This is a genomic window from Paenibacillus sp. N22P23 (assembly GCF_059383735.1).
On the sequence record NZ_JBXENT010000002.1, the window covers coordinates 866,307 to 880,210 of the forward strand.

Sequence of the window (13,904 nt, forward strand, 5' to 3'; positions counted from 1 at the left end):
GCCCCCTCCTTAGAACACCCGGTAATTGGCCCATTTGTAGGCTAACCGGTACGAGATAATAATCAGGATCATGCTAATGACGGATTTGAAAAGGCCCACTGCCGTTGCAAAACCGAACTGTCCGTCGAGAATGGCGGTACGGAAGACGAAGGTGTCGATAATATCGCCTTTATCCAGCACCAGTGGATTGTATAGGTTGAAAATCTGATCGAAGCCCGCATTGAGTATGTTGCCGAGCGACAACGTGCCAACCACAATCGCAATTGGAATAAGCGACGGAATGGTAATGTGCAGCGTCTGCTTCCAGCGGCTCGCGCCATCCATCTCGGCAGCCTCATATAGAGAAGGATTAATGCCTGCAAGTGCAGCAAGGAACACGATCGTACCGTAGCCGAATTCTTTCCATACCTCGGATACGATGACGGTGAACCGGAACCAATTGCCATCCCCGAGGAAGAAGATTGGCTTGATTCCAAATAGCTGGCCCAGGATGCGATTGACGAACCCTCCGTCAGAGGAGAGGAATTCCACGAGAATGCCACCCAGAATGACCCATGAGAGGAAATGTGGCAGATAGACCAAGGTTTGCACCGAGCGGTTCAAGTGCCGCTGGCGGATTTCATTGAGCAGAATGGCGAACGTAAACGGCGTGATCAAGTTGAAAATGATTTTGAGTAAGGCGATAAAAAACGTATTCCAAATGACCTGCAAGCTATCCTCGCGTTCGAACAACGACCGGAAATTATCAAGCCCGATCCAATCGGATCCGCTGATGTGCAGCCATGGCTTGTAATCCTGGAATGCCATCACAATGCCGCCCATCGGCAGGTAGTTGAACACGATCAGAAACACTAGGGCAGGCAGCAGCATTACATGAAAATACCATGTTCTCTTGAGATAACTTGTCATCATGTACCTCCTAGTGCGTTTCATTGAGTAAAGGCGGCCGTGCAATCTGGCGTCCGCCGCCGGTTGAGTGTTGCAGTTGGAGCTGACAGCACGGCTAAAGGATGCGAGTCGCGGTACGGCTCGCATGGTGCAGCCTTCGGCATCCGAATCGCGTGACGGCTCGCATGGAGTAGCATGCGAGATGCGAGTCGCGGTACGGCTCGCATGGTGCAGCCTTCGGCATCCGAATCGCGTTACGGTACGCATGGTGCGGCATGCGAGATGCGAGTTGCGGTACAGCACGCATGATGCGGCTTTCGGCGTCCTTGTTGCGGCACTAAATCGTGTGATGCAGATTGCGTCAAACTAACTCTAACGAATCGTAGAGGTCTTATTTGCCCCAAAACACCTTCAAAAAAATTCTAACGAATCGTAAAAGCCCTATTTGGGGGTTTTCGAGTAAATTACAGTCCATTTTGCCGAAATAAGACCCGTACGATTCGTTAGAGTCTCGGAGCCCCGAATTCCGACCAAATAAGACCTCCAGGATTCGTTAGATTTTCGCGGCGCGTGACACACGAGATCCAACGGATTACGGTAACCGGAATGCGACACGCGGATGCAGCTTTCGGCACAAACCAGCCCATGCGAGATGCATGTTACTAGATTAGGCACGCGGATGCAGCTTTCGGCACAGGCCAGCCCATGCGAGATGCATGTTACTACTATACTGGGCACGAAGAATGTGAGTTGCGGCTGCATTCTCCAACAACTTTATAAAAAAGAGCAGCCGGTTGCCCAGCTGCCCCGGATTCGGGTTATTTGGTGCTCTTGTACCAATCGTTGACTTCTTGGGTCATTTTGTCGCCGCCTGCGGATTTCCAATCGGCTACGAATTGGTCGAAGCTGTCCAAGCCCTTCTTGCCGTAGATAATTTCATTGAAGGTTTGAAGCTCGATTTTCTTCAGGTAGTCCAGCTTGGATTGCATCGTTTGCGTGGCAGGTCCTGTGAACAAGTCCTTGAACGAGATATCCGGCTGCGACAACAGCACTTTCGCTGCAGCAGGCGTTTCCGCTCCGTAGTTATTCTTAACCTCTTTCTCCAGCTTCGTCGTCGCTTCGCTTCCGTCTGCCAGCTTCAAGAGCGCTTTCATCTGAGCATCCGGAATACGTGCTCCATCCTTCACGAGCCAGTAACGGTTGATATTGACTTCGCCGCCAGGGATTTTGTCCAAGTACAGCGGGTTGCCGCTAGCGTCCAGATCGTAGTCATAGCCTTTGAATACGCCGAGATCCCAGTCGCTGCCCGTTTGCGGATCAGCCAGATGATCAAACAGGTAATTCTGATACGTGAAAATCGCTTCCGGATGTTCCATGTCTTTGTTGATCAGCGTTACGCCGCTCGTGAAGTTCGTGCCGTGGCGTCCTGCTTTGCCATCCGGACCTGTAGGAAGCGCATAGGGCTTCCATACCGCCGTAGGTACGTTCTTCGCTGTATCCGTCAGCGGCCAGCCGCTCATCCAGTAAGGTCCCGGAATGATGCCCGCCGTTCCTGCAACCGCAGGCTCCGCCGTCTTATTCTCATCCCAGATCGCTGCCTCACTAGGAATATAGCCTTTATCGCGCCACTGCTTCAGCTTATCCAGCGCTTGCTTGGACGCCGGATTGATGGAGCCCCACTCCAGGCTGCCGTCAGCCGCTTGATTCCACTGGGAAGGGATCGTGCCATACGCACCGAAGACCCAAGAAGGATCGCCCATCCACGTGTTCATCGTCGTCTTGAAGCCGATGGACAACGGTACAACTTTATCCGGTTTCAGACCGTCCGGATTCTGATTCTTGAACGCGTCCATGATTTTCTCCAAATCATCGAGCGTCTTCGGCGCTTGCAGGTTCAGCTTATCCATCCAGTCCTGGCGGATCCAAAGCAGGTAGTCGTGGTTGTATGCGTAATCAAGAACAGGAATACCCATCTTCTTGCCATCGCGGATGTAGGGATTCCAGACGTTCGAATCAAGACTCATCGCCGTTTTCCACTTCTCATTCGCGTACTGGTCGAACAGCTCGCCCACATCGCGGAACGCGCCGGTTTCGATCAAATCCTGCGCCAGCTGCGAGTCGCCGATTGTTACGACATCCGGCAGATCCTGACCGGAAGACATGGAGAGTCTAAGTTTCGTTGCAAAAGCATTATTCGTATCGGTTACGGACCAGAGCGAATCGATCTTGATACCCAGTGTATCTAGTGCCCACTTCGTCTGGACATTGTTCTCAATGGACTCACCGTTCTTGAATTTTAGTGCAGGGTCAACGCCCCATACGGTAGAGATGGTAACGGCCGGATCGTATTTGTCTTTATAAGCGCTCTCCGGTTTCGCCTCTTCGGTCGTGTTCGCTGCCTGGTTGTTCGTCGTATTGCTCTGCTCTGTGGAAGCCGCATTCTTATTGCCGCTGTTGCCGTTCTCGTTATTGCCGGAGCAAGCCGCCAAGCCGGAAGTAATCAGCATAAGCGCGGACGCTGTGAAAATCCCCTTTTTCCATGTGGTTGTCATGTTCTTCCCCCTACGCGGTTATGTCTTACAAGATTAATTATAGGGAAGTATAGGCCCGGAACCTATGATACTTAGCGAAGATTTCTGCACCTTTGCCAACCTTTCTCTACCTTTGCGATGCCCAAGTTGATACCTGGTTAGTCACGATATTCGTTCGGTGTCATGCCATAGTGCTTCTTGAACATTTTGCTAAAATATTGCGGGTTCTGGTAGCCCAGCTCCGAGGTAATCTCGTAGATCTTCTTATTGGAATGCTTCAGCAGATAGAGTGCCTTCTCCATCCGGATGCGAATGATGAAATCGCCGAGGCTCTCCCCGGTCTCGCTCTTATAAATCTTGGAGAGGTAGACAGGGTGCAGATACACCTTGTCGGCGATGGTTTTGACTGAAATATCAAGCCCGATATCCTGCGTGACGAGCTCCTGCACCTGTTTAATCATATGGCTTTTCGTGTACCGATCCGATTCGGACATCTCCTGCTTCAGCTTCTCGAGCGAAAGCAGCGCCCATTTGCGCAGCCGTTCCGGCGACTGCAGCACGCTCTGGTTCAGCATGAGATCGAACTCCAACCCTTCAATCTGATGAATCAACAGCCCTTGCTTATGAACGAGGTAGAGATAGGCGTTCGTGATGCAGAGGTACACTTCATACAGATGCTCCATCGTAATGAACGCTTTCTCCGCTTCCAGATAACCGAACACTTCGCCAATCTTCTCTTCAGCCGCCGTCCACTGCTTCGACTCTAGCAAATGAATGAGCGTTGGCGGTTTATACAAAGCCTCGATCGATTTCACGGAATAGCGGTTCTCCGGGTAATCCTCTTGAAACAGAATCGACGCTTCATTCGTTCTTCCATGCTGGAGCAAAGCGCCTAGCGCGCTGCGATAGGCAGCTGACAGCTTGCTCGGAAATTCGAACCACGGGCTGACGACGATGGAGATGTCACCTTTGAGATGGGTGCGCACTTGCATGCCGACTTCCCGCGCGAGCTTCTCCATCTCTGCCCGCAGCGGTCTGATCTCGCCGGAGATCAACAGCACGAGGCAATCGTGGGGCGCCTTGCTGTGCCATACTTTAAACGATGAACCTAACACTTCTTCGGCAATATTGCCGACAGCGAATTCAATTAGCCGAACCGACTGCGGATCATAATCGGCAAAATGGCTTCCCAGCTGAATCAACATCAGGAAGGAAGGAGCATCCAAGCTGATCGGAAGCGCATACTGTCGCAGCTTATCGCCGATGGTTTGACTGGATAGCTGTCTGCCGAGCAGCAGATCATTCATGAGGTTTTCTTTGAGCACGGAATGATCTGACTTCATATCGTAGAGCAGCCTGTGATAACGGTCGGCTGCCTCCCACTCATCCTTGAGCGATTCGATCGCACCCAGTATACTTCGCATAAACTCATCATCGTCGACAGGCTTCAAAATATAATCGGACACCTGCAGCTGGATCGCCTTCTTCGCGTATTCGAAATCGGAATAGCCAGTGAGCAGGATTCGCCTCATATCCGGCCATCGCTCGCTGACCAAACGAACCAGAGCAAGACCGTCCATCTCCGGCATCCGGATATCGGTCACGAGAATATCGATTGACTGGCTCTCCATAATCGCAATGGCTTCCATAGCGGAAGCGGCCGTATAGACAGCACGAACGTTCAGCGCTTCCCAAGGTATCGTTTTCTTCAAGCTTTCCGTCACATAGGACTCATCGTCTACGAGTAAAATTTCAATCATGCTCTCATGTCCTTTCCGTCACTGTGATGAGTCCTCCAATGCAGTGTTACGATGAGGCCGCCTTGTTCCCCATTGGCGAAGGTCATGCCTGCTCCTTCACCGTATCGCAGCTGCAATCGCTGATTGACATTCCATAATCCGCAGCCTGTCTCTTCGCCCATCGGCTCATCCAGTTTATTCACAAGGGATCTGATCCCCGCTTCATCAAGCCCTTTGCCGTTGTCTTCGACGCGGATTTGGATTTCTCCGTCCTCCTCCTTCGCGGTAAGCCGGATGATGCCTTCACCTGCTCGGCCTTCGATGCCGTGCAAGACGGCATTCTCCACAAGCGGCTGAATGAGCAGCGGCGGAATGTCCAGATGACGCAGCCAAGAAGGAAGCTCTACTTCAAAATGCAGCCGGTTCATGCGAAGCCGCTGGATTTCCAAATAGCTCGTTACAAAATCGAGCTCTTCCGCCAGCTTTACTTCGCCTCGCTCCTGCCTCGTGGTATAGCGGTAGTAGGCAGATAGATTTTGAGACATCGCCACAATCGCTTTGTAATTCTCTAATTTGGCCATGCTCGAGATAAAGGAAAAGCAATTATAGAAGAAATGCGGATTGATCTGTGATTGCAGCTGCTTGAGCCGCGCTTCCCGCACATGGATTTTCTCTAAATAAACGGTACCGAACAGCTCCTGAATTTGCGCTACCATGGAATTAAACCGCACGAAGACATAGCTGAATTCGCTGTTTCCTTTCGGCACAAGTCGAACGGAATAATCTTCCTGCTTGAGCCGTTGGAAGCTCTGAATGAGCCTCTTCATCGGGACTTGGACCTGTGCGTACAGCAGGTATGCCATGACGCAGCCCATAATCAGCAGTGAACCCAGCGTTGCATAGAACAGATGATTCGACTTTTGAATCGGGCCAATGACATCGCTGTAGGGGATATAGTCTACCAAATACCACTGCGTCAGCGGCGATTGCTTCGTATTGACTAAGTACTTAATGCCCTTCAACTCAATCGTCTGGTTGCTGCTGTCCATCAGATGCTGCTGCTCCAGCTTGCCTACCAGCTCCTGCGCAACGCTTCGGTCTGCCGTGTTGTTGAAGATCGTCCCTACGTCTTGTTTATAGAAGAACGGGTTACGTCTGCCGTCGCTGTTGAATTCATCCAGCATCCCTACGATATTGCTGCTGTTGAAGCGTACCTCGATAATGAGATCGGCATCCTCGGGACGATTCATCGCGTAGTATGGCGTGACGGTTAGCAGCGAGAACTCGTAGCTATTCGTCGAGTCAGGCGCATCCTTCCTCACATGCCAGCCTTGCCGCAGCCGCTGTTTTAACGCAACATCATCGTAACCGCGAACATCATTGACCGTAATAACGCGGCCAAGCCGCGGTGAGTATATGTACAGCGAGCATTTCCAATTGATAGAGCTCTCCTGCGTGCTCAGCTTCTGCTGAATCCGTTTGACAAGGTTGATCCTATCTAGGTCAAGGGAACCTTCCCCAATCGGAGGCATGTCCCTCAGCTCGGAAATATCGGGATCGCGCACGAGCAAATTCGGCCACAGCGTGACGGAATTCATATTCGCGTCTACCTGTGACTGAAAGAAGTCGAGCTTGCTCGTATTCGACTTATTCAGCTCGTTTCGCAGCACATCCGTGCTCGTCTGATTGGAGAGGAAGTAGAGCCCCGCAATCAATACGATCAGAACAGCTAGTGTGATGACGATTTTGCTAAACAAATTAATTCTTGGCATTGCGCGTCCCATCCTTGCCTTAGGTGTAATGACATGCTTCAACATTATAATGGAGCCGCCGCGTTGTTGTCTTCAAGCTTATACATTCTTATATTTGGACAAACGGGGAAGAGGATTCCCCTTCAGACCTTATTACGGGCCTGAGGGAATCCTCTTGTTGAACCTAGTTCAAGAAACCTTCCAGTGCAATTGTCGGCTTCATATCCGCCTGCCAAGCACCCAGATTATAGCCCCCATTGTAGCCCGGTGTCGCCTCAGGCTCCCAGTAGAAGACGCCTAAGCCTTTGCCGCCGGAGATGCCGCGAATCTTGGTTTTGATATCCGTAATGAAGCTCTTCGCGGTGGACGGCGAGCTGTACGACATGCCGATTTCGCAGATCATAACCGGCTTGCCGTACTGGGAAATCATATTGTTCGCATTGCTGAGCGTTTGCGTGTTCTTGGTGCTCCAGTCCGTGGTGGACGGATACAGCGACATGCCGATAATATCGAAGGTCGCGCCTTTACTGATCAAACCTCCGATGTTCCACACGAATAACGAATTGTCGTAGCCGTTAGACACATGTACGATCGTCTTCGTCGTGCTGCTCACCGATTTGACTGCATTGTTCCCGGTCGTAATCAGCGTTGCGTAATTCTGCATGTTCGTGGATGCTTTGCCATCGTTCCAGAGCATGCCGTCATTCGTTTCATTGCCGATTTGTACCCAGTCCGGCGTGACGCCTTTATTCTTCATCGTGTTCATTACGTCTACGGTGTAGGAATACAAGGTACTGGTCAACTGCGTGAAGTTTAAGCTGCTCCATGCAGCAGGTTTCGTTTGCTTGCTGGGATCGGCCCAAGAGTCGCTGTAGTGCAGCGTCAGCATGATGCTCATGCCGGCATTCTTGGCGCGCAGCGCCAGATCGGCAGCGCGGTCCTTGTTCATATACCCATTGCCATAGTCGCTGGATGGATTAACGAATACCCGAATGCGGACGGAATTGATTTGATAATCGGTTTTGAGAATATCAATGATATCCCGCTGCACGCCGTTCTTGTCCTTCCACTTCTTCCCTTGCGCCTCCATGCCCGGCACCCAGCTGATATCCGCTCCCTTAGCAAACGCAGGAGCGGCGGCTTCGGCCACCTGCGGCTTCACCGCCGGCAGCGCCAACAGCGACAAACATAGTGCTAAAACAAGCAATGCTCCAATGCCTTTCTTCAACATCCCATATCCCCCTTGAACGATACATGTAGGGCATTTTCTTTCTGCCCCCATAAATATTGTAAGCGCTTTATACAGGGGGATTGAAGGATGTTATTTAAACATTACCAATGTTTTCATAAACAGGTTTTATGGGGCCAGCAGGTTCCAGACCACTTGAGCAGCCTCGGCTCTTGTTGCCACTCCTTGCGGTGCGAACTTGCCAGCTGCTTGCCCTTGCACAAGTCCCAACGCAGATGCTTGCTTGATCGCTGCCGCAGCCCAAGCGGATATTTCGCCTTGATCGGCGAACGGCTCTGTCGATTCCACTGCTGCGGTGGTAGAAGCTCCATGCAGCACATCGTAAGCACGCATCGTCAGGACCGCCATTTCTTCGCGTGTGATTGAGCTATTCGGGTCGAAAGTTGCAGCGTTTCTGCCAGTAATAATTCCGGCTTGAGCAGCCTTTGCCACGTAAGGAGCAAACCATGCATCAGCCGGAACGTCGGTGAACGTCGGCGCAGGCGCTGCGGAGGAAGTATCAGCGAGCTTCAGCGCTTTCACGAGTAAGGCTGCAAATTCTGCGCGCGTCACTTGTTTATTCGGCTCGAAGCGATCGGCACTTGTGCCGCTCACCACTTGTTTAGCCGCCAATTGGCGAATGGTCTTGTAAGCCCAATGCTGATGGGCCACATCTGAGAAGCTATGGTTCACTTGCAGCAGCGCGTAGCTGCTGAAATGGTGAATCTCGGCTGTAACGGCATCTGCTTCCCGCGTGCCCCCGATATATTCCATTTTGCCGTCATCTCCGATGAAGAAGATACCGGCAATATCTGGATCCGTAATGCCTGCCGATGAGAACCGAATCGTAAGCGGCTCTTCGAATTGCGACAACTTCGTTTCCTTGCCCTCTTTTGAACGAATCGACAGTGTGAAACTGTACACCTCACCTACGAGTGTGATGTCCTTCTCGGTTAGAACTGCCTTTGTGCTTGATGCATCCTTTGCCAATGGCGTGAGCGTCAAGGCAATGGCAGCGTCTGCATTCGAGGAGGCACCGGCAAGAGTCGATAACTGGCTGAACACCGATGATGGAATACTCAGCGAGAACTTCTCTGTCAGTAGTGTAAGTGGGTTAGTTCCGAGCAGCTTCGCTGTATTAGCAGGGAGAGCGATAGCTGTCTTGCCAGCAGGCACAGTAACTTCAACTTTACCGCCCGCATCCGGAGTTAAGCTGCCTGCTGTAATCGCGAACACCTCCGTGTTACTTGGCGGGGTCACGGGTGAAGCTGCCACTGGGCCTGCTTCTTTGGCTGTATGCACAGGTGTCGACGGGCCTGTTGATGTCCAAATCTCACCATCTAAGCTCGCTTCTACTTTGAAGCTATAGGCCGTATCCGCGGTCAGGTCTGAGACTACGTATTCGGTTCCGCTAACCGTAGTAAGCAGTTTGCTGTCCTTATAGATCTTGTAGCCGTTTATTTGATCTGCGTCCGCCGCGCCGGACCAATTCAGTTTGACGCTGCTCGTTCCGATATTCGATGCGGTAAGTGTCTTCCCTTCCGTCCACTGAGCTACAGAGGTTTCCCGGTACAGCTCGAATTCGTCGATCCAGCCCCATGTTTCGGCAGGTGCATCCACAGTCAAACCAATCGTGACTTGACCATTCGTCACCTGAATGTTGCCAATCTCTGCATCATTCCAGTTCTGCCAACCTGTGTTTACAATAGCGCCGCTTTGCATCGCTTCAGCGCCGAAGTCTTGGGCAAACAGATGAATCGCGTTGTCTCCGCCGCCGCCGGAAATCTTCGCTTTGAGCAGATACGTTCCGTTCGCAAGTCCGGTAACGGTTTGTGCCATCGTAAACCCAAACGCTGCGCCGGAGTAGTAATTGACCGCTTTCGAACCTGCGGATGCATTAGCAGCATCCGTCTTCACTTTAGCTGCGCCGCTTGCATCTGTAACGGTCCAGCCCGTGAAGGCTGTGCTGTCTTCGAAGCTTCCGTTATGCAATAGGTTGCGATTGGTCGTTACGTTAACCCGAACCTTAACTGTCAGCTCAGTTCCTGTTATCAGCCCACCGACCTCAAATGTACCGATTCGGCTCAGATCATCCTGTTCAATAGCGGACCACTCTACAGCAGCTGGCTCAATGCTGCCTTCGTTGTAAAGTACATCGGCCGTTGCAGGCAGGAGCGCAGACACCGCATCCGCCTGTTCATTGACCGGAACACTGATGCCTTCAGGATTCGTCGCCGTTAGTGCAGCCTTCGTGTCCAGATCGCCGGGCTCGAATTGGAATGCATCCAGCGATGGGAGTACATTGCCTTGGAAATCAAACAGCGCCTGATTGTCCCATGATGCGCCTTCGCCGCTTTTCCAGCCTGCCTGGAAGTTGCCCTCACTGTCCTTCGGAACCGGAATCCAAGCCGGCTCCCAGTAGAAGACACCTGCTCCTTTACCGCCCGGCACATGCGCTACCGTGTTCATGACGGTGGTGAGCACTTGCTTCTGCCCCTCTACCGTTGCAGGGAAACCCGCTTCATCTGCTTCATCTTGCGAGAAGTTGTTCGGGTGGCCGTCGCCGTCCTCTACTGTGAAGCCGTAGGAGGTTTCGGCAACGATCACTTGCTTGCCGTATCTGTCCGCCATATCGTTCAAATTATCTTTCAGCGACTGAAATGGCCCATGCCAGAATGGATAGAAGGACATGCCGATGACATCATAATCGACATCTGCCGCCTCCATCGCGTCGAAGAAGCTGCGGAAAGCCCAGTTGTTGCCGCCCTCTGCCAGATGCAGCATGATCTTGACCTTATGTTCCGCTGGGGTCGTGTCGCGAACCGCTTGAATGCCCTGTTTCAACAGCGCCGTCAGCTTGCTGAAATCCGAAGTCGATCCGTCAGGCAGCAGCATGCCGGGATTGATTTCGTTCCCGATCTGCACCATATCCGGGTAAGCATCCACGTCCTTCAACCCGTTCATCACATCTGCCGTGTAATCATAGACTGCTTGCTGCAAATCGTCGAAGCTCAGATTCACCCATGCCTCCGGCTTCACTTGTTTGCCCGGATCGGCCCAGAAATCCGAGTAATGGAAGTCGAGCAGCAGTTTCATGCCCTTCTCCTTCACCCGCTGTGCCATCGCAATGATGTGGGCTTTGTCGTTGTAGCCGTCTGCCTCCACCGGATTGTTCCACAGGCGCAGCCGGATGTAGTTCACGCCATGCTCCTTCAGAATATCCAGTAAATCACGCTCTACGCCGCCTTCATAATATTTGCCGCCGGCATCTTCAATGGCCTGGAGGCTTGAAATATCTGCCCCCTTGATGAAAGGCTCGTCAGACTCTTCCGGAACCGTAGGCTCCTCCATCTTCACCAACTCCACATCGTCGAAAAAGCCCCATTTTCCCGCCAAACCATTCACCTCAAACCCAATTGTCGCTTGACCGTTCGTAACGCTAATCCCTTCGATCGTGTAAGGCGTAATCGTCCCCCAGCCGCTGTTGGTAATAGCCGCTGTCCGTTTCTCGCCTCCGAAGTTGTCGGCATAGAGCTTCAAATTGTTATTGTCCGCGTCCCCCGAAGACCATGCTTTCAGTGTGTAGGTGCCGTTCGAAAGTCCGGTCACCGTCTGGCTCAGCTTGAACGCATATGCACTGCCGTTCCAATAGCTTGCTGCGGCTGTCCCCGTGTGCACATCGCTCCCCGAGATCGTAAGCGTGGATGCCGGCCCTGGTTCCGAGCCATCTAAATTTGTATAATCCCAACCTGTCAGTCCATCCTCAAATCCGGGATTTGCAATCAAATTCGTGGCAGCTGCTCCAGCTTTCCCCGGTACAGCAACAGCCGAAATGAGCATAGAAAGAATCATTATGGCGGCGGTCAAGGCCGAGAGCCCTTGTTTCCACCGGTTCAAGCGAGATTGATGATATGAACGATTCAATGTAAATACCTCCCCTGATGAATGTCCTACACTATCAATTATAAGGAAGGCACGCAGCGGAACGTATGGCACGAAACGAACATATCTACAGTTTTGACAAGCAGTTGTATGGTGTGGCGGCACTGTTTGAGCTAAGCGGAGCCAGATTATTCAATTGATAAACGAGAACATTCGTTCTATAATTAGTGTAAAATCATTCCAGTATGGACTGGTCCACAATAGCTAATAAGGGGTGTTTAAGTTGATCAAATTGTTTCCGTATAATTGGAGGGTAAGAGATGAATGGTTCGAACTGCTCAAGCAAGTCCCATTAGAAGAGCTGTTGCAGAATCGAATTGGCGGGGCAGGCAGTATTCTTTATACGCTCTTCCATATTTCAGACGTGGAATATAGTTGGATTCGTGGAATACAAGGGAAACCGGATATCCAAGTCCAGTTTGAGCACTATAAGACGCTTGAACAAGTAAAGGAACTTTCCGATTCATGGCTCCAAGAAACAAAGGCATACCTTGATACTTGGTCAACTGATTTCGAGACTGATAGTGTAACTGTTCCCTGGACTGAAGGACGTTTTACTAAAGGGGAAATATTACGCCATGTCCTTGCACATGAAATTCATCATATAGGTCAGCTATCCGTATGGGCAAGAGAGCTTGGGTTACAGCCGATATCAGCGAATGTGATAGGTAGAGGATTCATTTAAATGAGTAGTGAGCGGATTTCTTGGTGGTTAATTGATATCGTTGATATTCAAGAGATACGACCGAATGTATATTGCGTTCATGATATGTTTATTGATATTTCGGTAAATGTTGATGGAAGTTATCACGTTTACGATATGGATGATTTCGAAACCGCATTAAGCTCGAATGTGATGTCACATGAACAAGTTTCACGCAGTTTGAAGTCTCTTCACGCTATTCTAACTGAACTCAATACGAAGACTTTCCCCGGTACTATCTTGAAGGCAATCGAACATCAGTACATGTAACCATAACATTTCAGAAAAAACAGCTTGTCGGCCTAAGCCAACAAGCTGCTTCACATCGGATTCTATTGAATGGCGCGAATACCCGGCCAATGCCGCCATATATCGGTCATCGGCGCTCTCCAGTCCTGCTCGTGCTCGATATGAGAGACTCGGAAGAAAATCGCATATCTCGTATTAGGAGAAGCGTTCAGCGCTACAGTATGGGCCAGCTGATAGTGAACGAGGAACACATCACCGGGTTCCCCTGTTGTTTGCACAGGCTCCGGCAGCTCTACAGGCGGCATACCTTTAAACAGCGCATCTGGTGTATGTTCTTGGAAATACTTTTCATAGATGGTATGCGTACCCGGCCATACCGTAAAATTACCGGAAAAGACGTCGCGCACCGGACTAAGCAGCACGCCGACAAGCATAGAGAAATTGCCGATTGTCCCTTCCTTCACTCCATTAGTTGGCGTGTACATACCGTCCAGGTGAGGTTTGTTGATGAGTGGCGGATCCTGCAGCGAAGGGAAACGCAAGGCGATCTGTCCGCCCGTAATTGGATGGATCATCCCTTCACCCAGCAGCTCTTCTACGTAGGATTTGATAGGCGTGTCATTGAACAAACCGCTAATCGGCGGCTTGCCAGATAGCTCAGGGCAGTAGGATTGCGCGCGAAATGTAGGCATTAGCTCAAGCGGCATTCCTTGTCCAACGGAATGGTTAATGTTCTTTACAGCATTGTCGATCATGACTTGAGGAATGGCGCCCTTGATCTGAATATAACCTTTGGTCAACATGGACTGCTTCTGTTCGTACGTGAGCTTCATTACGATAGTTCCTCCTTATCGCGATTCATTTCACTTGGCT

General features: G+C 51.1%; 10 protein-coding genes. 3 read left to right on the forward strand and 7 right to left on the reverse strand.

The window, feature by feature from the left end; genetic code table 11:
• Positions 1-9: 9 nt before the first annotated feature.
• Positions 10-909: an ABC transporter permease gene (locus AC506A_RS14330; protein WP_495461908.1), complete on the reverse strand. Its 900-nt coding sequence runs from the start codon at positions 907-909 to the stop codon at positions 10-12.
• Between the two features lie 76 nt (positions 910-985).
• Here AC506A_RS14330 and AC506A_RS14335 point away from each other — a divergent pair, with 76 nt between their 5' ends.
• Complete coding sequence (locus AC506A_RS14335; protein ID WP_495461665.1) at positions 986-1,258, forward strand: hypothetical protein; 273 nt, start codon at positions 986-988, stop codon at positions 1,256-1,258.
• 448 nt (positions 1,259-1,706) lie between these two features.
• On the opposite strand, the gene AC506A_RS14340 is transcribed toward AC506A_RS14335, so the two are convergent.
• The 5 genes from AC506A_RS14340 to AC506A_RS14360 all read right to left on the reverse strand — a co-directional run bounded on the left by AC506A_RS14340 (position 1,707) and on the right by AC506A_RS14360 (position 12,061).
• Positions 1,707-3,440 (reverse strand): type 2 periplasmic-binding domain-containing protein, encoded by a 1,734-nt coding sequence (locus tag AC506A_RS14340; RefSeq protein WP_495461666.1) that lies wholly within the window; start codon positions 3,438-3,440, stop codon positions 1,707-1,709.
• Between the two features lie 137 nt (positions 3,441-3,577).
• Complete coding sequence (locus AC506A_RS14345; RefSeq protein WP_495461667.1) at positions 3,578-5,179, reverse strand: response regulator; 1,602 nt, start codon at positions 5,177-5,179, stop codon at positions 3,578-3,580.
• Positions 5,176-6,930 carry a sensor histidine kinase gene (locus AC506A_RS14350; RefSeq protein WP_495461668.1) on the reverse strand — a complete coding sequence of 585 codons (1,755 nt, stop codon included), beginning with the start codon at positions 6,928-6,930 and terminating at the stop codon, positions 5,176-5,178. Before AC506A_RS14350 ends, AC506A_RS14345 begins: the two co-directional genes overlap by 4 nt.
• Before the next feature lie 163 nt (positions 6,931-7,093).
• The gene (locus AC506A_RS14355; protein ID WP_495461669.1) at positions 7,094-8,140 is read right to left on the reverse strand and encodes a glycoside hydrolase family 53 protein; all 1,047 of its coding nucleotides are present in this window, start codon (positions 8,138-8,140) and stop codon (positions 7,094-7,096) included.
• Positions 8,141-8,266: 126 nt separating this feature from the next.
• Positions 8,267-12,061 (reverse strand): glycosyl hydrolase 53 family protein, encoded by a 3,795-nt coding sequence (locus AC506A_RS14360; RefSeq protein ID WP_495461670.1) that lies wholly within the window; start codon positions 12,059-12,061, stop codon positions 8,267-8,269.
• Positions 12,062-12,302: 241 nt separating this feature from the next.
• Here AC506A_RS14360 and AC506A_RS14365 point away from each other — a divergent pair, with 241 nt between their 5' ends.
• Entirely contained in the window at positions 12,303-12,764 is a 462-nt protein-coding gene (locus AC506A_RS14365; protein ID WP_495461671.1) for a DinB family protein, read from the forward strand.
• The gene (locus tag AC506A_RS14370; RefSeq protein WP_495461672.1) at positions 12,765-13,052 is read left to right on the forward strand and encodes a DUF402 domain-containing protein; all 288 of its coding nucleotides are present in this window, start codon (positions 12,765-12,767) and stop codon (positions 13,050-13,052) included.
• A 62-nt stretch (positions 13,053-13,114) separates the two neighbouring features.
• Here the strand turns inward: AC506A_RS14370 and AC506A_RS14375 are convergent, their stop codons facing one another.
• Complete coding sequence (locus tag AC506A_RS14375; RefSeq protein WP_495461673.1) at positions 13,115-13,864, reverse strand: phytanoyl-CoA dioxygenase family protein; 750 nt, start codon at positions 13,862-13,864, stop codon at positions 13,115-13,117.
• Positions 13,865-13,904 lie beyond the last annotated feature (40 nt).

Coding starts and splice junctions, on each gene's coding strand:
- AC506A_RS14330 (WP_495461908.1), bottom strand. CDS start 909: ATGACAAGTTATCTCAAGAGAACATGGTATTTTCATGTAATGCTGCTG.
- AC506A_RS14340 (WP_495461666.1), bottom strand. CDS start 3,440: ATGACAACCACATGGAAAAAGGGGATTTTCACAGCGTCCGCGCTTATG.
- AC506A_RS14345 (WP_495461667.1), bottom strand. CDS start 5,179: ATGATTGAAATTTTACTCGTAGACGATGAGTCCTATGTGACGGAAAGC.
- AC506A_RS14350 (WP_495461668.1), bottom strand. CDS start 6,930: ATGCCAAGAATTAATTTGTTTAGCAAAATCGTCATCACACTAGCTGTT.
- AC506A_RS14355 (WP_495461669.1), bottom strand. CDS start 8,140: ATGTTGAAGAAAGGCATTGGAGCATTGCTTGTTTTAGCACTATGTTTG.
- AC506A_RS14370 (WP_495461672.1), top strand. CDS start 12,765: ATGAGTAGTGAGCGGATTTCTTGGTGGTTAATTGATATCGTTGATATT.
- AC506A_RS14375 (WP_495461673.1), bottom strand. CDS start 13,864: ATGAAGCTCACGTACGAACAGAAGCAGTCCATGTTGACCAAAGGTTAT.